Genomic DNA, 21,879 nt, shown 5'->3' with positions numbered 1-21,879 from the left:
CCACCGTGCGTGAGCGTCACCGCTATCTGTTCATCAGAATTCTGGAAGCCTGCAACGCCGACTGCTTCATGTGTGATTTCGCGCTCTCCCGCGACACATTCCGCTTCTCCCGCGAGGATTTCGCCGAATTGCTGCCGAAGGCCAGGGAGGCCGGGGTGGCCTATGTCCGGTTCACCGGCGGGGAACCGCTGATGCACCCGGATGTGGTGGAGCTCGTCCGCGCGGGCACGGCGGCGGGGATGAAGATGTCCCTGATCACCAATGGCTCGATGCTGCCGAAGATGGTGGAGCGTCTCGCCGAGGCCGGGCTCGCTCAGGTGATCGTCAGCCTGGACGGCGCCTCGGCCGCGACCCACGACACCTACCGACGCTCCCCCGGCATGTTCGACGCCGGGCTGCGCGGGCTGCGCGCCGCCGCCGCGCTCGGGATCCTGCCCCGGGTCAACACGGTGGTCGGCCCGCACAACTTCGCCGAAATGCCGCTGCTGCAGCGGGTGTTGACCACGGCCGGGGTGCGTCAGTGGGAGTTGTCCGCGCTCAAGCTGGACCGCCCCATCCACTACCCCGACCACGACCAGGTCCGCGCGGTGTGCGACCCGATCTACGACGCCGACCCGAGCGCCCTGCTGGTCCCGATGGGCAAGCGGTTCTACGGGGACACCGCCGAGGAGCAGGAGCGCTACTTCACCGCGTCCATCACCCCACGCGCCTCGCTCCCGCTGTGCCACGTCGCGGACGACGTCATCTACATCGACGGCAAGCACGGCCGGATGTACGCGTGCAGCTGCATCCCGCACCGGGAGAACGACGACGGCCCGGGTGGCGCCCCCATCCGCGAGGGCGGCGTGATCCTGCTGGACACACCGGCCTTCCGAGCGCACGCCGACTTCTACCGCCGGCGGGGGCCTGAGGTGTGCAGCGGCTGTTCAACCACGGCCGCCGGGTACAGCGACGATGTCGCCCGCCTCGGGGCGGTGACACCGTGGCAGTACTGACCGCCGGCCGCGGCGAGCCGGTCACACCGGGCCGCCGGGTCCTGCTGGCCGCCCGTGAGGAACAGCTGGACTCACTGCTCGCCCTGCGCCACGTCGCCGCTCACCTCGGCGGGCTCCGTCCGGTCCACCTGCCTCCCGGGGACGCACCGCTCGCACCGGCAGTGCCCGAGCATCCGCCAACCGATCCCGCGCTGCCCGATCCGCCGCTACCCGAGGTGGCACTGGTCTGCGACGACGAGGCGGCCACCGGCCGACTGCTGGAGCTGGGCATCCCGGTCGTGCACCTGAGTTCCGGCCATGCCGGCCCGGCGCCGGCCCGGCCGGCCGAGCGGGCACTCCACCGGCAGCACCGGCCCGGCTGGCTGCTCGGCCCCACAGGCGGGGCGCGGCCCACGGGAGCACTCGCGCCCACCCGGCTGACCAGGAACCGGCACCGCGCAGGAGCCCTGCTGCTGCTCTCCGCGTGGGACGTACCGAACGAGGAGCTCGAGGCCTTCGCCGCCGGGCCGCTGCGGGCCCTGGTCCACGAGGCGGTGCGCCGCACCGGACACTGCGAAGTGGTCTGCGACACCCGGCTCGCACCGGTTCACGCCGCCCTGGACGGCCTCACCGAAACCCTCCGGTGCCCCGACCCCGATCCTGGCTCCTGCTCCTACTCCACTCCCAGCCCCAGCCCCAGCCCCAGCCCCGACCACGGTCCCGGCGCCGCCCCCAGGTACGCCCGCGAGCCCGGACTCGCCGCCGTGCGGGTGCATCGCGCCGCCGAGGTGGACGTGGACGCGCTGCACGCCGCCGCCGAAGTCTTCCTGGCCGCGCCGACGTTGGGCGCACTCGTACTGGCCCAGGCCCGTCGTGCGCCGCTGGGGTTCGTACCACCGCTCGGAGCCGCCCAGCGGGACTTGGCCGCGCGGGTCACCGAGCTGGTCCCTGTGCCGCTGGCCACCGACCCCGGTGACCCGTCCCTTTGGGTGCCGCCCGAAGACGGCGCGGTGGCCCAGTGGAGCGCCCTCGACCCATCCCTGGACGACCTGCGCGGTGCGCAGCGGGTCGCCCGCACCCTCCGTCAGCTCTCCCTCGCCCCGCTGTGAGCCGGCTCGCCCGGTGGCCCCACCCGTCCGGTGCTCCACCCACCCGCCGACCGGCGCGCCCTGTCGAGCCCGCCCCGTGAACCCGCCCGGTGAAGCCCGCCCCTCCTCCCGTTGTCCGCCCTCGCCCCGACCTCGTCCCCACCGTGAACCCGTCGGGAGCCATCCACACCATGGCCTGGCCGTGCGAGCCCTGGTGACCCGCCCCGAGCCATCGAAGACCTGTCGACCCTGGAGCCGCCATGTCCGGCACACCCCGCGAAACCGGGACTACCGCAGGCCCCACGTTCATCCGACCCCGTGTCCCGGAAGCGCAGTGGAACGACTGGCGCTGGCACATGCGCCGACGGATCACCAACATCGAGAAGGCCCGACAGTGGATCAACGTCAGCCCGGACGAGGAGAAGGCGATCGCCGGGGTGGCGGGCAGGTACCGCTGGAGCATCACCCCGTACTACGCGTCACTGATGGATCCGGACGATCCGCTCTGCCCGGTCCGCCAACAGGCCGTCCCGGCAACCGGCGAGCTGGTCGAGTTCTCCGGTGCCGAGGTCGATCCGGTCGGCGACACCTTCTACCGCAAGACCAACCGCGTGGTGCACAAGTACCCGGACCGGGTGATCATGCTGGTCACCGAGGCGTGCCCGGTCTACTGCCGGCACTGCACCAGGAAGTTCCACACCACCGATGTCAACGGCACCTACTTCCGTGACGACGAGGGCGGTTCGTTCGACGAGGACCTGCGCTACATCGCCGAGCACCCCGAGATCCGCGACGTACTGCTCACCGGCGGGGACCCGCTCTCCTACCAGGACGGCAAGCTGGAGGAGATCATCAGCGGTCTGCGGGCGATCCCCAGTGTGGAGATCGTCCGGATCGGCACCCGGTTCCCCGTGCTGCTGCCGCAGCGGATCACCGACGAGCTGTGCGCGATGCTCTCCCGGTACCACCCGGTCTGGCTGAACACCCACTTCAACCACCCCAAGGAGATCACCGAGGAGGCCACCGCCGCGGTGGACCGCCTACTGCGGCACGGGATCCCGGTCGGCAACCAGACCGTGCTGCTGCGCGGCATCAACGACGACGTCGCCACCATGCGCACCCTGATGACCGAGCTGCTGCGGATCCGGGTGCGGCCCTACTACCTCTACCACTGCGACAACGTCACCGGTGTCTCGCACTTCATGACCTCCGTGGAGAAGGGCTGGGAGATCATGGAGGGCCTGCAGGGCCACATCACCGGGTTCGGGGTGCCGCAGTACGTACTCACCACGAAGATCGGCAAAATCCCCATCGCCCAGCCGTACTTCACCCCCACCCCCGACGGCCTGCTGCTCCGCAACTACCGGGGCCAGCAGATGGCCGTCGACGGCGCGGTGCACCCGATCACGGAGTCCGACGCCAGATGACCCTTGACAACCGACTCGGCCAGCGCTTCCTCCCCTACGGCGCCAACTACCTCGCGTGGTCCGACATGACGGAACTGAAAGAGGTGATCGACCATCAGGTTCTGTTCCGCTACCAGACGGAGACCGAGAGCATGGCCTCCCGGTTGGAGCGCCAGGTGTGCGAGCGGCTGGGCGCCGTGCACACCCTGGCAGTCCACAACTGCACCGAGGCGCTGCGTCTGGCGCTGATCTCCACCCGGCCGTCCATCGGCGACCTGGTCTACATCCCGGCGGTCACCTTCGTCGCGGTGGCCGGCGCGGTGCTCTCCTGCGGCCTGATCCCGGTCCTGGTGGACGCGGACGACTCGCTGTCGCTGGACGCCAGCCTGCTGCCGTCCGGCGCCCAGCGGGTCATCACGGCCCACATGGAGGGCACGGTCGCCCCGCTACCCATGGGTGTGCCGTATCTCATCGAGGACTGCGCCCAATCGCTCGGCGCGCGGTTCCCGGACGGCCGGCACGTCGGGACGAAGGGCTACGCCGGGACGTTCAGCTTCCACCACAACAAGGTGCTCACCTCGGGCGAGGGCGGGCTACTCGTCACGGGCGACGATGACGCCTGGGCGACCATGCGGTGCTACCACGACCACGGCTCGGCCCGCGTACCCGGCCGCTACCCGACCTGGAACCCGGACGCCCACTACGGCGAGAACTTCGTCACCAGCGAGCAGGTGGCGGCCGTCCAGTGCCAGCAGTTCCGCCATCTCGACGAGTTGCTCGCCGGGCTGGAGCGGATGTACGCCATCGCCATGGCGCAGACACCCGGCCGCCTTGACCTGGAGGTACGGCCGAGAGCCGAGGGCGACGTGAAGCTCAGCCTGCGGTTCCGCTGCGAGAGCCGCGAGTTGCGGGACGCCGCCGTCACCGCGCTCACCGCCGAGGGGATCGCCAACTGGACGCTCGGCAAGTACCTGCTTCCCGAGCACCCGGTGCTCACCGGCCGGAGCTCGCTCTACGCCGACGGCTTCCCGTGGAACCACGCCCCCGAGGGGCCGCTGGCGCTCAGCCGCGACGGTTTCGCCCGCACCCGCGACCAGCTGGAGCGCACCCTGTGCGTGCCGCTCTCGCCCGAACTCTCCGAGCCGGAGCAGGTCCTGGCGGCCAAGGCCGTCCGGCGGGTCCTGGAGGCGGTATGAGCTCCGACGGTCCCGCGCTGCTGATGGTGGACGACCGCCCCTCGTCGTTCACCAGGTATGCGGCCCACACCCTCCCGGACGACCTGGTACTGCTGCGGTTCGCCGAGTTCCGCCAGGACTTGTCGGAGGACCACCTGCACCGGACGGCACACCTCCCGGCCTTCTGGGTGCGCGAAGGGGTGCCGCTGGCCGAGGAGGCCGCGCGGTACCAGGCCTGGGCCGCCGGGCTTCCGGTCCGGCCGACCCGGTTCTGCAACCCGTCCGAGCCGCGCCAGGCCGTCGCCCAGCGGTTCGCCGCACTGGTCGGCCTGCCGCACCTGACCGAACGCCAGGTCGCCTGGGTGCGCGACAAGACCGAGATGAAGTACCGGTTCCGTGAACTCGGCCTGAAAACCGCCGAGTTCACGCGGGTACGCGGTGCCCAGGAGGTCGAGTGGTTCGCCGAGGAGCACGGCTGGCCCCTGGTGCTCAAGCCGGTGGACTCCTTCGCCTGCGTGGACACCTACCGGCTCACCGGGCCGGCGGACCTGGCGGGGATCGACCTCGGCGCGCGGGACTGGATGGTGGAGCAGTTCCTCGGCGGCACCGAGTGGGAGGTGTGCACGGTCATCCACCGGGGCGAGGTGCTGGACGCCTGGCCGAGCGCGATGCCCTGCCGGCCGCTGGACATCGTCGACGGCGCGATGAACGCCAACATCAGCGTCGGCACCGACGAAGCCCCGCCGGTCGACCTGCGCGCCATGCTCCAGCGCATCGTCACCGGCATGGATATCGACCACGGCTACGCACACATGGAGTTCTTCCTGGTCGACGGCGAGGTGTACGCGGGCGAGATCGGCGTCCGGCTGGCGGGCTGCGAGATCCCTGCCAACCACGGCCACGCGTACGGCTTCGACGTCTTCGGTGCCACCCTGGACGTGTACCGCGGCCTGCGCCCCGATCTCCACTATCGTGAACGCCGGTGCGCGGGCGACCTGTTGCTGCCGCTTCCCGGCTCGGGGACGGTTCATCGCATCACCCCTGAGGAGGAACTGCTGCGTGTCCCCGGGGTCGTCGACGCCGTTCTCAAGGTCGGTGTCGGCGATTCGGTGTCGGCCCGGCGGGCCTCGCACAACGCGTCGGGGTACGTCCATGTCGTGGGAGCGTCGATCGGCGAGGTGGAGACACGTATGCGCGAGGTTCTCGACACCTTCACCATCGAGTTGGCACCCGTCACCTCCGTGAGCCCGGCCACCGGACCGGGCCAGGCCACGGGACGGGGTCCGGACCGGTGACGAACGGCCTGCCCCACCGCTTCCGCACCCTGCTGACTCAGCGCCGTGTCGGCGCCGTCGCCTGGTGGAGCATCGTCTCCAGGCTGCCGGTTTACCTGATGTCGCTGGCCATGGTGCTGGTGGTCCGCGAGCAGGGCGGCAGCTACGCTCAAGCGGGCCTGGTCGCCGCGCTCTACACCGCCGGCATGGCGGTCGGCGGCCCGCTGATCGCCCGGCGGCTGGACCGCAGCGGACGCCGGACGGTGCTGGCCACCACCGGTGTCCTCTACCCGTCGATGCTCGCCGTGCTGGTGTGGGCCACCCGGCCGGGCGGTTGGGCGCAGCCCGTGGCGGCGGCACTCGCCGGAGTGGCGCTCCCACCCGCCAACGCCTGCATGCGGTCGCTGTGGGCCCGGCTTCCGCTGAAGGAGCAGGACCGGGACACCGCCTACCTCTGGGAGGCGCTGCTCACCGAGGTCCTGGTGATCGGCGCTCCGCTGGCACTCGCCGGCCTGATGCTCTCCGGCTCCGCCGGGCTGGCCCTGACCACCGTCGCTGTGGTCGGCGGCGCGGGAGCCCTGGGGCTCGCCTTCGTCCACCTTCCGGCGGGCACGGAGCCGGAGCACGCCGACGCCGGGGCAGACGGGCCGCGCCGACTTCTCGGCCCGCTGCGGGACTCGGCGATGCTGGCACTCACCGGAATCATGGCCACCTGTGCCGTCCCCATCGGCCTGATGACACTCGCCGTCCCGGCCTTCGTCGCCGCTCACGGGTCACCGGGGTCCACCGGTGCGGTGTACGCGTGCTGGGGCGTCGGCAGCGCGCTGGGCGCGCTGTGGCTGGGGCGTTCGCAGTCCCAGGTCGCACCGCACGTCCGCTTCCCGCGCCTGGTGCTCGCCTACGCCCTCGGGACGGGGCTGGCGCCGGCGGCCACCTCCGAACCAGTGCTCGCCCTCGCCCTCGCCGTCGGCGGCGCACCGATCGCGCTGGTGTCCGCGAGCGAGCTGACGCTGGTCAGCACGGTCGCGGACAGCCGCTCGCTGGCGGAGGCGTTCACCTGGGCCTCCCTCGCCACCGTCCTGGGCGACGCGATGGGCCAGCAGGCCGGCGGACTGCTGATGGACCGGATCGGCCCGCGCGGGGTCTTCGCGACCGCCTTCGTCCTCGCCCTGGCCGGAGCCGGCCTGGCCTTCGCCTGCCGAGGGCTGCTGTCCCGCGGCGCCACCGCCCCCGCGGAGTGCCCGGCATGAACGCTCCCGAGCACCTCAGAGGATTACCGGTCAACGCTCCCGACAGCCCCCGGGGATGCCCCGCCAACCATCCGCAGAAGTCAGGGCCTTCCCTCGGGCACCCGCTCAGCGGGCCCGGGCCCCGACGCCACGTGCCCGATCGGGTGTCCCGGGTGTCCCGGGTGTCCCGGGTGGCCCGAGCACCCCGTGCCCCGACGGCGCCCACTGGCCCGCGCCGCCCGCGCACCCCATTGATGCCCTGCCCGGCCCCGTCCCCTCTCCGCCCTTCCCGCCCGCGAGGTAATCCTTGATGAACGCAGCCGCCCCGCTCTTCCACCCGGTCCTCTTCCGCCAACTGCCCTCCGCGGTCAAGGAGTTCCTGGACGCCGGCGACCCGGCGGCGGTGTCGGTGCCGGTACCGGTCGAGGGCCGAGCCGACCTGGTACGGAGCGTGGAGCTGGCGTCGCGCATGTACACCGCCGTGCGGCCACCGCGGCCGGTCGACCTCGGCATCGTCCTCGGTACGGAGCAACTCCCCGAAGGTGTGACCGAGTTGGCCCGCCCACTGGCCCGCGAGTGGGTGGACGAGGAGCAGCTGGCCGACCTCGCCGCCTTCCACCGCCGGCATCCCGGAGAACTCCTGCTGCTCGGCTGCTACGACCGTCTCAACCTCGACCCGGTGCGCGCCCTGCTGCTGGCGACCTACCGCAGCCGACGGCACCGGCTGACCTTGCTGAGCGGCCGCGACGCCGCCTCGCTCGCCTGGAACATCGCCAAGCAGTACGCGCGGCCCGCGACCGGCATCGACGCAGTGGGCCTGTTCACCGACACCGACCGGCCGCCGCACCTGCCCGGTGTGCGGGTCTTCGACGACCGCGACTTCGAGCGCGCGGACATCCAGGCCGAGATCCTGGGCACCCGGTGGCGCCGGGTGGCCTTCCAGGGTCACGGGAAGGACGACAGCGTCAATCTGGGCGAGTTCACCATCTGCGGTCTGAACCCGGCCGTCCCCGCCGGGCCGGGGCTGCTCGGCCCCCGGTGCGCGTACGGGCTGCCCTGCTATAAGCCCGAGGACAAGCTGGTGCCGCTCAATCGGGTGGAGGCGGTGGAGCTGGTGCTCAGCGCGTGCAACAGCGGTCCGCTCGCCGACCTGGCGCTGTACGACCCCAAGTACCAGTTGCTGCTCAACGCCCTTGACGGCCCGGCCCGTACCGTCGTCTCCGCCGTCTCGGTGCATGACTCCGACCGTCCGGAGAACGTCGCCTGGATGCGTGCCGCGCTCACCGGCGCGGACTCGGTGGACGTCCTCAACGCCAGCCTGGCGGGCTCGCACCCCTACCCGGCGTTCATGCGCTTCGGTCTGCCCGACGCCCCTTCGCAAACCCTGGAGCAGCACTCCCCGGAAGAGCGCGCCTCGGAAGGAGACGCCCCGGAGAATCACCCCCTCGAACAGCACACCTCCGAACAGCACATCTCCGCACGGCAGATCCCCCACCCCTCCGACCATCGCCCCGACCCCCTGGTCATCACGGTGGGACGCCGCTTGACCGCCCTGCTCACCTCCGAGCTGCTGCCGCACAACCATCCACTCCGCCCCCGCCTGACCAAGCTGGCCCGCAAGGTGGACCTGTGGGTGGCCCGGCCCACCCACCTCGCCGACCAGTCGCCGGATGAGATCCGCTCCTCGCTCACCGCCGACCTGCAGTCGCTCGACCATGTGATCGCCGAGCAGGTGGCGGCGAACCCCGAGAACGAGATCATGAACTACCCGGCGCACTTCGGGGACCGCAGCTCGCTCGACCGACAGGTGTGCGAGGTGACCTGCCACTGCGGCCGCCCGGCCCAGGAGTTCACCCGGCGCGGGCTGCTCCCGCACATCCTGGACACCACCTGCGCGGTCTGCATGCGCTGCGGCGACGTCACCTTCCGGCTCCCCGAGGCGCCCGCTCTGCTGGCCTACGCCGCGGACGAGGTGGAGCAGGGCGGGGTGCTGGAGGTGCGCGCCGCGCTCACCGCCGCGCGCCCGGGGCCGGTCCGGCTCGGCCTGTTCGTCCCGACCTATCTGCGCGAGGACGCCACGGTGGAACCGGCCACCGTCAGGGTGCGGGCCGCCGGGCAGCCGGAGGACGTCGTCTTCCGCGTGCGGTTCGCCCCCACCACGGCCCCGCAGGCCTACTACTTCACGGTCTTCGCGGTGCAGGACCTCGCCGTCTCCACGGCCCGGCGCCACTTCGGAGTACTGCCTCGCCGCACCTGACCGGTCGGCAGCCCCCGCCGATCCCCCAACTGACGGAACGAAGGACGTCTGCCATGGAAACGCAGCCCAAGCCCGAGATCGAACTGATCGAGCGCGATGGCGAGGTGACACTGAGCATCGGCGGTGAACAGGCCATGCAGGCCTGGGAGCGGGACCTGATGTGGGCCAGCGCCGACATGCTGTGCGAGTACGGCCACGACTTCTACGAGGTCGGCCTCGGCCTCGGGCTCTCCGCACTGCGCATCGCGAACAACCCCGCCACCCGCAGCCACACGGTCCTGGAGCTGTTCGGAGAGGTCGAGGACCTGTTCCGGGCCCGGCACCCGAAGCTGCCCGGCAATCTCACCATCGAACGCGGCGACTTCTTCCAGCACGTCTTCGCCCTGCCCTCGGAGAGCATCGACGGGATGTTCTTCGACCCGGCGCTGGACATGGAGGTCTGGACCAACGCCGACCTGTGGGCCAGGACCATGCCGGAGGTGGTCCGGGTGCTGCGTCCCGGCGGGGTGTTCATCCCGTTCTTCAGCACCAAGCCCGAACTGCGCTGGCAGTACCTGCCGCACTTCACGTCCATCCGGGTCGAGCGCCACCCGTACACGGCGTACGACACCACCGAGTACACGTACGGCACCAGCGGCGACGCGTACATCCAGTGTTTCCGCAAGTGCTGACCGCGGCCCCGCTCCGCCAGTCCTCGACCGCCCCGCCGGTCGGCCCCCACCCGACGCCGCAGGCCGGCCTCGTTCCGGAGGTACCCGTATGACCACCGAGACCACCGCACCGACCGCCGGTCTGCCGGCCGACCCGGACGCACCGGCCGTCCGTTCGCTGTTCCTGGCCGGTCCCTTCATCCAGTTGCTCGACCCGGCCACCGGGGAGATGCCGGACGAGGCCCGGGCCCCGTTCGACCTGCTGATCAAGCACTTCGAGGCGCAGGGGATCTCCGTCCACAACGCCCATCGCCGGGAGGCGTGGGGTGCCGAGTTGATGAGTCCGGAGCAGTGCACCGGGCTGGACCAGGAGGAGATCCGCAAGGCGGAGGTCTTCGTCGCGCTGCCGGGCTCTCCGCCCTCACCCGGCACCCATGTCGAGGTGGGCTGGGCGAGCGCCTTCGACAAGCCGATCGTGCTGCTGCTGGAGCGGGGCCGGGAGTACACCTTCCTGGTCCAGGGCCTGCACACGGTGGCGACCGTGGAGTACGTGCTGTACACCGACATCGCCGCGGCGTTGCCCGCCGTGGACGGGGCGGTACGCCGGGCGGTGGCCCGCCACCGGGAGGCCGGCCGCAGGGAGTGACTTCGCGTCGCCCCGGGGCCGGGCCGTCCGTCGGGCGGCCCGGCCCGGCCGTTCGATCGCGAGCCCGAACCGAGAGGATCACATGCGGAGCACCCTGGCCCTGCTGGCCGCCCTCGCCGTGCTCCTCACGGCAGCCGCGACACCCGCCCGGACGCCCGATCCGCACTCCGACCCGACCCGCACGCCCGCGGCCCCCGCCTACACGGTCGAGCTGAGCAGTGACGGCACCGGGACCCGCTGGCACGGCCATGAGTCCGTGCGCTTCACCAACGCCTCCGCCGAGCCGCTGCGTGAGGTCTACCTCCGGCTGTGGGACAACGCGCACGGCGGCTGCGCGGCACAGCCCGTCACGGTGACCGGCCTCACCGGCGGCACCCCGGACGCGCTGTCGGTGGGCTGCACCGCGCTGAGGGTCGCACTGCCCGCACCGCTCGGCCGGGGTGCGAGCGGGGTGATCGCCTTCGGTCTGGGCGTCGAAGTCCCGGACGGCACCGATCGGTTCGGTCACGACGGACCGTACAGCTTCCTCGGCAACGCACTGCCGGTGCTGGCGATCCGGGACGCCGCCGGAGTGCACCTCGATCCGTACACCGACAACGGCGAGTCCTTCTACACGCAGGCCGCGGACTTCACCGTCACCCTCGACCACCCCTCTCGGCTGCTGGTGCCCGCCACCGGCCGCTCGGTCGACATTCCCGGGTCCGCCGGACGGACCGTCACCAGGGCGGTGGCGAAGCGGGTCCGCGACTTCGCCTGGGCGGCGGGCCCGTTCACCAGGGTCTCCGCCACCTCCCCGGCCGGGGTGCGGATCGACGTCTACTCGACGGCGAGCGTCGGCTCCGCGGACGCCCGGTCGATGCTGGCCCTGGCGACCTCGGCGGTCGACGCCCACGCCCGGCGGTTCGGCACCTACCCGTACGGCCGGCTGGCCGCCGTGCTGGACGACGGCTTCTGGTTCAGCGGGATGGAGTACCCGGGGTTCGTGCTCGACCGGGTCAGCACCACGGCGCTGGTCCACGAGCTCGCGCACCAGTGGTGGTACGGCATCGTCGGCGACGACCAGTACCACGCCCCCTGGCTGGACGAGTCGTTCAGCGACTACGCCACCGACCTGGCCCTCGGCAAGCTGGGCGAGGGCTGCTGGCGCGACGTCTCCTGGGAGTCCGCGGCCGAGCGGCTGACCAACTCGATGCGCTACTGGGACGCCCACCCCACCCGGTACGGGACGGTCGTCTACGACTTCGGCAAGTGCGCGCTGCACGACCTGCGCCGGCTGATCGGCGGCACCACGATGGCCGAACTCCTGCGCACCTACGCGCGGACCCACTGGTACGGCGTCTCGACCACGGCCGAGTTCAAGGCCGCCGCGCAGGCCGCCACCGGCACCGACCTGACCGAGTTCTGGAAACTGCACCGAATCGACGGCTGAACGTCCGACGCACCGTCATACTCGTTCGGCGAGGGAAGGAGGCGGCTGTGCGCGGAGGACGGGTAGCCGTAGTGGGCGGAAGCATCGCGGGCTGCGCCGCCGCGCTGGCCGCGGCACGCACGGGTGCGGACGAGGTGGTGGTGTTCGAGCGGGCCGTCGGCCGACTGCAGGACCGGGGCGTCGGCCTGGCACTGCACAACGACCGGTACGCCGAGCTGGAGGCGGCCGGTTATCTGGACGCCGGGATGCCCTGGGTCCAACTGGCCCGGCGGCCCTGGGTGGTGCGCGAGGGCACGGTGCGGGCCGGGCGGCAGATCGGCGTGCTGCCGTTCCCGTTCCGCTCGTACAACTGGGGTTCGCTCTGGCAGGAGTTGCGCAACCGGATCCCCGACAGCGTCGACTACCGCACCGGCGCCACGGTGACCAGGGTCGTCTCCGGCACCGACGGCGCGGTGGTGCACCTGGCGGACGGCGGCGAGCAGCACTTCGAGCTGGTCGTCGGGGCGGACGGGTACCGGTCCGTGGTGCGGGCAGCGATGTTCCCGGACGCCCAGGCGCGGTACGGCGGTTTCGTGGCCTGGCGCGGCACGCTGCCCGCGGGCCGGCTGCCCTCCCCGCCCGAGGCGTTCCCGGAGCAGGACGCCTCGACGGTGGTCTTCCCCGGCGGACACATGATCGTCTATCGCATCCCCGGCCCGGGCGGCCACGGCACCGACGTCAACTGGGTCTTCTACACCAGTCCGCCGGCCGCCGACGGCCTGCGGTTCGGCGACCCGACGAACGTGCACCCCAGGGCCATGACCAGCGAGCTGTCCGAGCACCAGCTCGGCCTGGTGAATGAGCACTTCCCGCCCTACTGGCAGGAGGTCATCCATCTCACCCCCGCCGGTACGCGCTTCGTGCAGCCGATGTACGACATGGCCACGCCGCACTACGCACGCGGCCGGCTTGCCGTGGTGGGTGACGCCGCCTCGATCGCCCGTCCGCCCACCGGCAGCGGCGCGATCAAGGCACTGCAGGACGCCGCCGCGCTGGAGCGCGCCCTGGATACGGCCGGCAGCTGGGCCGAGGCGCTGCACTCCTACGACGCCGAGCGGGCGCCCGTCGGGCGGTCCACGGTCGAACTCGGCCGGAGCCTGGGGCGCGCCCAGGTCCAGGAGACGCCCGACTGGGCGGCGATGGACCAGCAGGCGGTCGAGCGGTGGTGGCAGGCCGCCGGCGGTGGCAACGGGTTCGGCGGGCGGGCGCTGCGCGGCCGCTGAGCCGGTGCCGGGCCGGCACTCGCTGACGGTTCAACAAATCGCGGACAAAGCCTACTGATTGGCGGCAGACTCGGGGCGGACATACGACAGCACCGACAGGGGGGGTCCATGGCCGGTACGACTCGACGCAGGTTGCTCTTGGGGAGACTGGGCCTTCTCGCCCTGTGGTGGCTGTGGATGCCGGCCCTCGCACTGCTGATATGGGTGGTCAAGCACTTCGTCTTCGGTGGCTTCGGACAGCAGGACCAGAGCTACCGGCTGTTCCTCCAGGCGCAGTTCCTGCCGCACGGCACTCCGGTGCACACGACGGCGCTGTTCTGGATCTGGGCGACGATCGGCCTGATCGGCAACCTGGTCACGGCGGTCAACGTGGCGGTGACGGTCGTGCTGCCGCGGTGGGTCGACTACCTGCTGGTCGGCGCCACGTCGCTGGCCCTGCTGGCGTCGACCGGGTGCACGGTGATGGCGTTCTGGGACAACGACAAGGACCTGGGCCGCTACTACGCACGGGCCACGGTGCTGGACATCCCGGCCTCGGCGTCCGACGCCCCGGCCTCCGCCCGTCCGCTCACCAGGGACGCGCGCAAGGGCGACGGCGACCGCTGCGACCACCTCGGCGCCGCCGACGTCCCGGCCTGCATCAAGGTGCGGCCCATGCCGAACTTCGACTTCGAGCCGCGCACCGCCTCCTACGCCGCGGCCGCGACCGCGCTGAAGACCGGCTCCGCCCTCGCCTCGGGTGTCAGCCTGCTGGGCCACAGCATCCACTACCTGCCGGGCAAGGGCCAGGGCCACGGCGTCTGGACGGGCGTGCTGGACGGCTCGGGCTCCCAGCCCACCGAGGGCGTGGCCGTCTGGGACGGCACCTCCAACAGCAACAGCGCCTGCGAGTTCAAGGGCGACCACTCCTTCGACCGGGCCTTCGGCGGCAACCGGGCGAACAGCCTGCGCAACCTGCTGGCCGAGCGGTTCCCCGGACTCCTCTACCAGGACCAGGACGTCTGGGGCTACTGCGACGGGACCGACCTCGCCACGGCCAAGCCGGTCATCGTCATCGCGGTGACCCGGCAGATCGCCTGGCACAAGCGGACGGTGCAGCGTCCGGACGGTGTGCTGGTGCTGACCGGCTCGCCGAGCGGCAAGCCGGTGATCGAGCACCGGAGCACGGTGCACCCCGGTGAGCTGCCGGGCACGGTCTACCCGGGATCGGTCGTCAAGGAGCAGATCAGCGCGGTCCAGTGGCTGGCCGGCCGGGGCGCGAAGAACCGCGACGGCTTCGGTTTCGCCCACACCTCCACCGACACCAACGCCACCAACCCCGGCGAGTACCTGCTGCGTTCGGCCACCGACGGGCACTACTACTACGTGACTCCGCTGGTGCCGAGGAACAGTTCCTCGGAGGCGATCATCGCCTTCGCGGTGGTGCGCGCCGACGAGGTGGACGCCGATCTCAACGAGCTCCAGGTGTACGTGCAGGGCGACACCAGCAGGCCCGTCAACCTGACCGAGCTCTCCAGCCGGATGGTCGCCTGGATCACCCAGCAGACCGGTGTCACGGTGACCACCGGAGCGGGCGGGAACCTTCAGGAGATCATCCCGTTCGGGAAGGGCATGTGGCGCGGGTTCGTCGACATCAACGGGCAGACCCAGGACTACATCGACGTCTCGGGTGACGGCCGGACCACGCCCAACCTGGTCTACCTCAAGCAGAGTCCGCCGGGCTCCCAGCCCTCCCCCGGTGGCGCTCCGCCCCCTTCGCCCCAGCCCTCGGCCACCACCGCCCCCTCGGCGCCGCCGTCGGCCACCGACTGCGGCGGGGACCCGGCGAAGCTGAGCACCTCCCAACTCGCCGCGTGTGTCTCCTCGTTCTCCTCGGCCCTGGCGAACCGGCTCCAGTCGCCGCCTGCGCAGTAGCAGCCGGGCGGGCGCCGTTGCCGGCGCCCGCCCGTCGTGCCGCTACTGCGCCTGCTCCTGGATGTCCTGGAGCGCGGCGACCAGGGTGTCCACCTCCTGCGCAGTGTTGTACAGGGCGAGCGAGGCCCGGGCCGCGCTCTGCAGGCCGAAGGAGGCCAGCGCCGGCTGTGCGCAGTGGTGCCCGGCGCGCACCGCGATGCCCTGCCGGTCGAGCGCCCCGGCCAGCGCGATCGGGTCCGTCCCGGCGAGCACGAAGGTCAGCGCCCCGATCCTGCCCGGTGCGCTGCCGATCAGGTACAGCCCGGGGACGGTGGCCAGCGCGCCCATCGCGTATGCGGTGAGCTGCTCCTCGTACGCGGTGGCGGCCTGCCGGTCGAGCCCGGCGAGGTACCTGAGGGCCGCCCGCAGTCCGGCGACCCCGGCGATGTGGCCGGTGCCGGCCTCCAGCCGGTGCGGGATCGGCGCGTACGTGGTCTCCTCGAAGCTCACCGAGTCGATCATGTTGCCGCCGCCCTGCCACGGGGGCATGGCCTCCAGCAGCTCACGCTTGCCGTAGAGCACGCCGATCCCGGTCGGGCCGAAGACCTTGTGTCCGGAGAAGGCGTAGAAGTCGGCGTCCAGCGCGGTGACGTCCACCGGGAAGTGGCTCACCGCCTGCGCGCCGTCCACCAGCACCCTGGCGCCGTACCGGTGGGCCAGCGCGGTCATTTCGGCCACCGGCGGAACGGTCCCCAGCACGTTGGAGGCATGGGTCAGCGCGACCAGCCTGGTCCGCGAGCCGAGCAGGTCCTGGTACGCGTCCTGGTCCAACTGCCCGTCGGGCAGCAGCGGGATCGGCCGGACCCGGGCCCGGCGTTCGGCCGCGATCTGCTGCCAGGGCACCAGGTTGGAGTGGTGCTCGGCCGCCGAGACCAGGATCTCGTCACCCACCCCGAGGTTGGCCCGGCCCCAGGTCTGCGCCACCAGGTTGACCGCCTCGGTGGTGCCCCGGACGAAGACGATCTCGTCGGTGTCCTGGGTGCCGAGCAGCTTGGCCGCCTCCTCGCGGCCCTCCTCGTACACCTGGGTGGCCTGCCTCGCCAGGCTGTGCGCACCGCGGTGGACGTTGGAGGTGCCCGTCGAGTAGTGCTCGGCGACGGCCTCGGCGACCTGGCGGGGCTTGAGCGTGGTGGCGCCGTTGTCCAGCCAGACCAGGGGCCGGCCGTTCACCTCGCGGTGCAGCTGCGGGAAGTCCCGCCGGACGGCCTCGACGTCGAATCCGCTCGGCGGCGCGGTGGGCGGGGCGACGGGCGGTGTCACCGCCGGTGCCTGGAGCGGCTGTTGCGGCAGCCAGTAGCGGGTGCCGCCGGCGGCGTGGGCGAGCGCCCCGGGCAGCGGGTCCGGCACCGCCGGCATCCCCGGTGCCGGGAACCTCCCGAACACCCCGGTCGCCGGTGCGGCGACCGGGGCCGGCCCGCCGGCCGGGGCGGCGGCGAGTGCGGCAGGACCGGTAGCGGGCCGAAATCCGTCAGGAGTAGTCATGGTAGTTCGACACCTCGACGTTCTGGAGCACCGCGATGGCGTCGTCCACCAGCGCGGCGGTGGAGAAGTAGCAGGTCGCCAGGTAGGAGGTGATGGCCTGGCGATCGACGCCCATCGCACGTACCGACAGGCCCGGCTCCACCTCGTCCGGCACCTTCGCCGGGCGCAGTCCGACCACGCCCTGCTGGGCCTCGCCGACCCGCATCAGCAGGATGTTGGTGGTTCCGGGCGCCGAGTCCGAGCCCTTGAGGTCGAGCTTGTCGGAGGGCAGCAGCGGCACGCCGCGCCAGGTCATGAACGGGCTGCCGAACAGCTCGACGATCTGCGGCGGTACTCCGCGCCGGGTGCACTCCCGCCCGAAGGCGGCGATCGCCCTCGGGTGGGCCAGGAAGAACGCGGGCTGCTTCCAGACCCGGGTGAGCAGTTCGTCCATGTCGTCCGGGGTGGGCGCACCGGTGCGGGTGTGCACCCGCTGGCCGGGCACGATGTTGTGGAGCAGCCCGTACCCGGGGTTGTTGAGCATCTCCCACTCCTGGCGCTCGCGCAACGCCTCGGTGGTCAGCCGCAGTTGGGCCTGGACCTGGTCGATCGAGGAGTTGTAGATGTCGGAGACCCGGGTGTGCACCTTGAGCACCGTCTGCGCGATGCTCAGCTCGTACTCGCGGGGGTTCTCCTCGTAGTCCACGAAGGTCTCGGGCAGCTGCGGCTCGCCGTTGTGGCCGGAGGTCAGGCTGATCGGGTGCTCGCGGTCGGCTGGCCCCTGGCCGTCGGCGGCGAAGGCGTCCAGTCCGGCGCGCAACGCGGGCTCGCGGTCGGCGAGTTCGGTGAGCACCCGGCGGTCGAGCGAGAGCACGGTACACGGCGTGACCGCCTTGACCTGGTACGGCACGGCCTCGCCGCGCACCCAGGCGCCGGCGTCGAAGAAGTCACCGTCGCCGAGCACGGCGAGCAGGGCGTCCTCGCCGTACTGGCCGGTGGCGCGCTTCTCGGCGCGGCCGAACGCGATGATGTGCAGCGCCTCGACGGGGGCGCCAACGGCGGCGATGAGCTCGCCGGGCGCGACCTCGCGCTGGACGAAGCCGCCGGCCAGCGCGGTCAGCAGCGGGCTCTCCTGGTCACGCAGGAAGGACAGTTCGCGCAGGTCCTCGGCGATCACCCGGGAGGCACCGCCGCCGTCCACGTAGGTGCTGATCAGCCCGTCGCCGAGGATGAAGCCCCGACGGCGGTTGACCCGGTAGACGCCGGCCTCCAGGTCCACCCAGGGCAGCGCGCGCAGCAGGTAGCGGGGGGTGATCCCGAGCATCTGCGGCACGGTCTTGGTGGTGGTGGCCAGGTTCCTGGCGGCGGAGGTACTGAGGCTCTGCTGGTTCTGCTGGACGGTCTCGGTGGTCATGGCAGGTCCTGGTCCTTGTCCCTTGGTCCGAAGAACTGACTGAGCGTCAGAATGCCTATGACAGAAGGAAGATCAGCTCTTCTTCCGGCCATCAGAGATTGTCGCCATAGTGATTGCCCCGGCGTGAGATTGTTCGATTGCGCCGGTTTTATTCCGGTGCGCAGCATCAGGCCTCGCCTCACGGAAACTCACTCGAAAGCGTGAATTGGGCCATAAGTGGTGCTGGGATGTTCGAAAGCTCCAGTTGGGGATCGCCTGCGGTGCACGGCATCGCGCGGCGCCGGGCGACGCAGGACGAGTACCGGCCGAGGGGGTCCGTGGCCGCAAGTTTTTCGGCGGGATATCGGGCTTGCGACACAATTCCTGGCGATTTGGTCAAGAGTGTCCGCTACGCCAGCATTGATGTCCGCTCCACCGAGCGCGAGCAGGACCAGGAAAGGCACACCACCCTCATGCAGACCAGTCCGGCCGTACCACGGCAGGCAGCCCCACCGAGCACGCCCGATCCCGCACAGGAGCCCGCCCCGGCCACCGGAAGAACCGGACGCTTCGGTCTGCCGACCGCCACCGCCCTGGTCATGGGCAACATCATCGGCGGCGGGATCTTCATGATCCCCGCGGCCGTCGCGCCCTACGGCACGGTCAGCCTGGTGTCGTTCGTCGTGCTGACGGTGGGGGCCATCGCGCTCGCCCTGGTCTTCGGACAGCTGGCCCGACGGAACCCGCGCACCGGCGGGCCGTACGTCTACGCCCGCGAGGCATTCGGCGACTTCGCCGGCTTCCTGTCGGCCTGGTCGTACTGGATCACCACCTGGGTCAGCAACGCCGCGCTCGCGGTGGCCGCGGTCGGCTACCTCGACGTGTTGGTGCCGATCCAGCACTCCAAGTGGCTCACCATCGGCGCCGCACTGACCGTCCAGTGGCTGCCCGCGCTGGCCAACCTGGCCGGCACCCGGTACGTCGGCGCGGTGCAGTTGGTCTCCACCGTGCTGAAGTTCATCCCGCTCGCGCTGGTCGCGATCGGCGGCCTGGGCTTCTTCGACCCGTCCAAGCTCGGCCCCTTCAACGCCTCCGGGCAAAGCTGGGCCGGCGGCATGACCGCCGCCGCCGCGATCCTGCTCTTCAGCTACCTGGGCGTGGAGTCCGCCGCGATGAGCGCCGGCGAGGTCCGCGACCCGGAGCGCAACGTCGGCCAGGCCAGCGTGCTCGGCACCTCGGGCGCGGCGCTGGTCTACCTGCTCGGCACCCTCGCCGTGTTCGGGACGGTCGCCCACGACAAGCTGGTCCACTCCACCGCGCCGTTCTCCGACGCCGTGGACAACATGTTCGGCGGTTCCTGGGGCGGCACGGTGATCGCGGTCGCAGCGCTGGTGTCGATGACCGGCGCGCTCAACGGCTGGACCCTACTGGCCGCGCAGGCGCCGTACGCCGCCGCGCAGGACGGACTGTTCCCGGCGGTCTTCGCCGCCAAGCGGCGCGGGGTACCGGTCTTCGGCGTCCTGGTCAGCGTCTCACTGGCCTCACTGCTGACCATCCTCAACTTCACCACCGGCTCCCAGGGCGCGTTCAACATCCTGGTACTGGTCACCACCTTCACCGCCACCGTCCCCTACCTCCTCTCCACCGCCGCCCAGCTCTACTGGCTGGTCCGCGGCGAGAGCGGCAAGGTGACCCCCGGCCGCCTCACCAGGGACGCCGTCCTCGGCCTCGGCGCCTTCGCCTTCTCCCTGTGGCTGCTCGCCGGCGCCGGCTACGCGGCCGTCTACCAGGGCGTGCTGTTCCTCTTCGCCGGCATCCTGGTCTACGTCTGGCTGGCCGGCCGCCGGGCCCGCGAGGCCACGTCCTCGTAGGCCCACCGGCCGGAGCGCCCCCGGGGGCGGCAGGGGTGCACACCCTGCCGCCCCCTCCGCGTTGCCGGGCACACCCGGGACATCGAGATGATCGCAGAACCATCACACGAGCAGCCGGTGCCCCGCGCGTTCGACCGGCACCACCCGCCCGAGGGGCGAGACCGTCCGTAGCGTGTCCCCTGACAGGCGATCTTGACCGATTGACAAGTGATCCTGACCGATCAGAGGACCGGGACGACCCGCCGTGCCTGATGGGCGGACAGTTCGTTGGCAAGGCGTAACGCCGACACCGCGCAGGCGCCCTCCCTGAACTTGGCTGAAGGGCTGCTCCGGGCGGAGTTCCGGAAGTCGGTGCTCGCCGATCCCGACCGCGCACTGGGGTTGGTGGGCAGGTTCGCGCTCGCGATGCATGCCGAGGCGCTGGCAGCGAGCGACTCAGCCCGCATGGCGGGCGTCGACTTCGAGAGTCGCTGGTGCGGGCGACCAGGACATCGGTGACCCGTCCTTCGTGTGACCTCCAGAGTGCGCTCACAGCTGCTTTTCGGACCTCGGGCGCGGCGTCGGATGTGCCGGTGATCAGGATGTCCGGGGATCGTTCGGGGTCACCCGTGCCGAAGTGGGTGCCGAAGGTGCTCATCACGTCGGCGCGTACCCCGGCCGACAGGTCGGCACCGCCGTACGCCAACGCGGCAACCGCCACCGACTCCCCGCCGCCGTTCAAGATCAAGTGGCAGAAACCTAGCGCCGGTCAAGATCACTTGGCACAAGATCGCCTGTCGGAGGACACGGCCCTGCTCTCGTATAGCTACGGCCAACGGACAAGTAGCTCAGAGTGACCGGGGGTGGGGGATCTCTTCCGCTTGGAGAGCGGCGAAGTCGGCGTGGGCCTGGGCGACGGCTTCGGGGTAGGCCTGGCGCTTCTCGTGCTCGGCCAGCGCCCGGTAGATGCTGGCCAGGCCTGGGTTCTGGCCCTTGCGCTTGCCGGTGGGGATGATCAGGTCGGGGCGGATCTGCTCGACGGACTCGCCCGCTGCCCGGCGCCGCAGCACGGTGTGCAGCATGTCGTCGGTGATGACGGGTGGCCGGCCGCCGTGCTTGCCCTTGCGGGCGGCGGCGTCGAGTCCTTCGAGGGTGGCTTCGCGGATGCTCTCGCGCTCCGTCTCGGCCATGGCGGCGAAGAACCCGAACAGCGTCCGCCCGGGGCCGCTGGGGTCGTAGATGCCGGGCAGCGGGCCGGCGAGCATCTCCAGGACCAGGCCGTGGGCGGTGAGGTGGTCGGCCAGTGCGGTGAGTTCGGCGGCGTCGCGACCGAGCCGCTTCATCTCGTACACGGTGAACAACACCCGGCAGTGCGGCGCGTGGGATTTGATCTCGCGGGCGAGGGCGAGGGCGGCCTCGAACTGGGGGCGGACCCGGACGCGGCTGCTGATCTTCTCGGAGAAGACCTTGTCCCGGGGGATGCCGTGCGTGCTGAGCGCGTCCAGCTGCGACTGGAGCTCCTGGGTGAGGTGGCTGCAGCGGGCGTACCCGATGCGGATGTCCGCGCCCGGGGTGCCGGTCTCGGGGGCGGCCGGCGGCGGGGTGCCGGGCCGCCAGGGCTGGCCGGGGCCGCGGTCGGCCGGGGTCGGCACCCGCAGCAGCTTGGCGAGCCGGGCGACCTTCTTGAAGCGGCCGGTGTGGTAGATCCCGGCGACCGCGCCGGAGCGCGAGCGGCAGGGCGAGCCGGGTTGGACCTGGCAGCGGGGGCAGGGGTGGCGCTCGACGTCGTCGGCGTCGCTCGCGGTGGTGTCCTGAGGGTCCGTCACGGCCGA

16 protein-coding genes are annotated in these 21,879 nt (G+C 71.5%); 13 read left to right on the top strand and 3 right to left on the bottom strand.

Translation table 11 applies throughout. The features are described 5' to 3' along the window. The first annotated feature begins 5 nt into the window (after window positions 1-5). From blsE to ACWDAK_RS31155, 12 genes are all read left to right on the top strand, one after another. Window positions 6-995: a cytosylglucuronate decarboxylase gene (gene blsE / locus ACWDAK_RS31210; protein ID WP_344640318.1), complete on the top strand. Its 990-nt coding sequence runs from the start codon at window positions 6-8 to the stop codon at window positions 993-995. Continuing rightward, the gene (gene blsF, locus ACWDAK_RS31205; protein WP_344640317.1) at window positions 983-2,083 is read left to right on the top strand and encodes a CGA synthase-related protein; all 1,101 of its coding nucleotides are present in this window, start codon (window positions 983-985) and stop codon (window positions 2,081-2,083) included. The genes blsE and blsF overlap by 13 nt, the downstream gene beginning before the upstream one ends. A 239-nt stretch (window positions 2,084-2,322) precedes the next feature. Then, window positions 2,323-3,489: an arginine 2,3-aminomutase gene (gene blsG / locus ACWDAK_RS31200; protein ID WP_344640316.1), complete on the top strand. Its 1,167-nt coding sequence runs from the start codon at window positions 2,323-2,325 to the stop codon at window positions 3,487-3,489. Next, entirely contained in the window at window positions 3,486-4,664 is a 1,179-nt protein-coding gene (locus tag ACWDAK_RS31195) for a DegT/DnrJ/EryC1/StrS family aminotransferase (protein ID WP_344640315.1), read from the top strand. Before blsG ends, ACWDAK_RS31195 begins: the two co-directional genes overlap by 4 nt. Beyond that, window positions 4,661-5,938 carry an ATP-grasp domain-containing protein gene (locus ACWDAK_RS31190; protein ID WP_427394908.1) on the top strand — a complete coding sequence of 426 codons (1,278 nt, stop codon included), beginning with the start codon at window positions 4,661-4,663 and terminating at the stop codon, window positions 5,936-5,938. Before ACWDAK_RS31195 ends, ACWDAK_RS31190 begins: the two co-directional genes overlap by 4 nt. Beyond that, window positions 5,935-7,167 (top strand): MFS transporter, encoded by a 1,233-nt coding sequence (locus tag ACWDAK_RS31185; protein ID WP_427394907.1) that lies wholly within the window; start codon window positions 5,935-5,937, stop codon window positions 7,165-7,167. Before ACWDAK_RS31190 ends, ACWDAK_RS31185 begins: the two co-directional genes overlap by 4 nt. Window positions 7,168-7,456: 289 nt before the next feature. Further along, window positions 7,457-9,403, top strand: a complete 1,947-nt coding sequence (locus tag ACWDAK_RS31180) for a hypothetical protein (protein ID WP_427394906.1) — start codon at window positions 7,457-7,459, stop codon at window positions 9,401-9,403. Between the two features lie 53 nt (window positions 9,404-9,456). Next, window positions 9,457-10,074: a class I SAM-dependent methyltransferase gene (locus ACWDAK_RS31175; RefSeq protein ID WP_344640311.1), complete on the top strand. Its 618-nt coding sequence runs from the start codon at window positions 9,457-9,459 to the stop codon at window positions 10,072-10,074. Window positions 10,075-10,162: 88 nt separating this feature from the next. Next, window positions 10,163-10,699, top strand: a complete 537-nt coding sequence (locus ACWDAK_RS31170; protein WP_344640310.1) for a hypothetical protein — start codon at window positions 10,163-10,165, stop codon at window positions 10,697-10,699. 82 nt (window positions 10,700-10,781) lie between these two features. Continuing rightward, the gene (locus ACWDAK_RS31165) at window positions 10,782-12,128 is read left to right on the top strand and encodes a M1 family metallopeptidase (protein ID WP_427394905.1); all 1,347 of its coding nucleotides are present in this window, start codon (window positions 10,782-10,784) and stop codon (window positions 12,126-12,128) included. 47 nt (window positions 12,129-12,175) lie between these two features. Beyond that, window positions 12,176-13,390, top strand: a complete 1,215-nt coding sequence (locus ACWDAK_RS31160; RefSeq protein ID WP_427394904.1) for an FAD-dependent monooxygenase — start codon at window positions 12,176-12,178, stop codon at window positions 13,388-13,390. 177 nt (window positions 13,391-13,567) lie between these two features. Beyond that, window positions 13,568-15,304 carry a hypothetical protein gene (locus tag ACWDAK_RS31155; protein ID WP_427394903.1) on the top strand — a complete coding sequence of 579 codons (1,737 nt, stop codon included), beginning with the start codon at window positions 13,568-13,570 and terminating at the stop codon, window positions 15,302-15,304. Between the two features lie 42 nt (window positions 15,305-15,346). Here the strand turns inward: ACWDAK_RS31155 and ACWDAK_RS31150 are convergent, their stop codons facing one another. Both ACWDAK_RS31150 and ACWDAK_RS31145 read right to left on the bottom strand, forming a co-directional pair. Then, window positions 15,347-16,825, bottom strand: coding sequence for a SufS family cysteine desulfurase (locus ACWDAK_RS31150; protein WP_427394902.1), 1,479 nt, complete (start codon window positions 16,823-16,825; stop codon window positions 15,347-15,349). Further along, a complete protein-coding gene (locus ACWDAK_RS31145) occupies window positions 16,812-18,218 on the bottom strand; it encodes a family 2B encapsulin nanocompartment shell protein (protein ID WP_427394901.1) in 1,407 nt (468 codons plus the stop codon). Before ACWDAK_RS31145 ends, ACWDAK_RS31150 begins: the two co-directional genes overlap by 14 nt. Before the next feature lie 452 nt (window positions 18,219-18,670). Here ACWDAK_RS31145 and ACWDAK_RS31140 point away from each other — a divergent pair, with 452 nt between their 5' ends. Then, the gene (locus tag ACWDAK_RS31140) at window positions 18,671-20,068 is read left to right on the top strand and encodes an amino acid permease (protein WP_427394916.1); all 1,398 of its coding nucleotides are present in this window, start codon (window positions 18,671-18,673) and stop codon (window positions 20,066-20,068) included. An 827-nt stretch (window positions 20,069-20,895) separates the two neighbouring features. Here ACWDAK_RS31140 and ACWDAK_RS31135 read toward each other — a convergent pair. Continuing rightward, window positions 20,896-21,873, bottom strand: a complete 978-nt coding sequence (locus ACWDAK_RS31135) for a recombinase family protein (protein WP_344640304.1) — start codon at window positions 21,871-21,873, stop codon at window positions 20,896-20,898. Window positions 21,874-21,879 lie beyond the last annotated feature (6 nt).

It is taken from the genome of Kitasatospora sp. NPDC001175 (assembly GCF_053598215.1).
The sequence above is the reverse complement of the archived record's forward strand: the minus strand, read 5'-3'. Positions and strand labels throughout refer to the sequence as shown.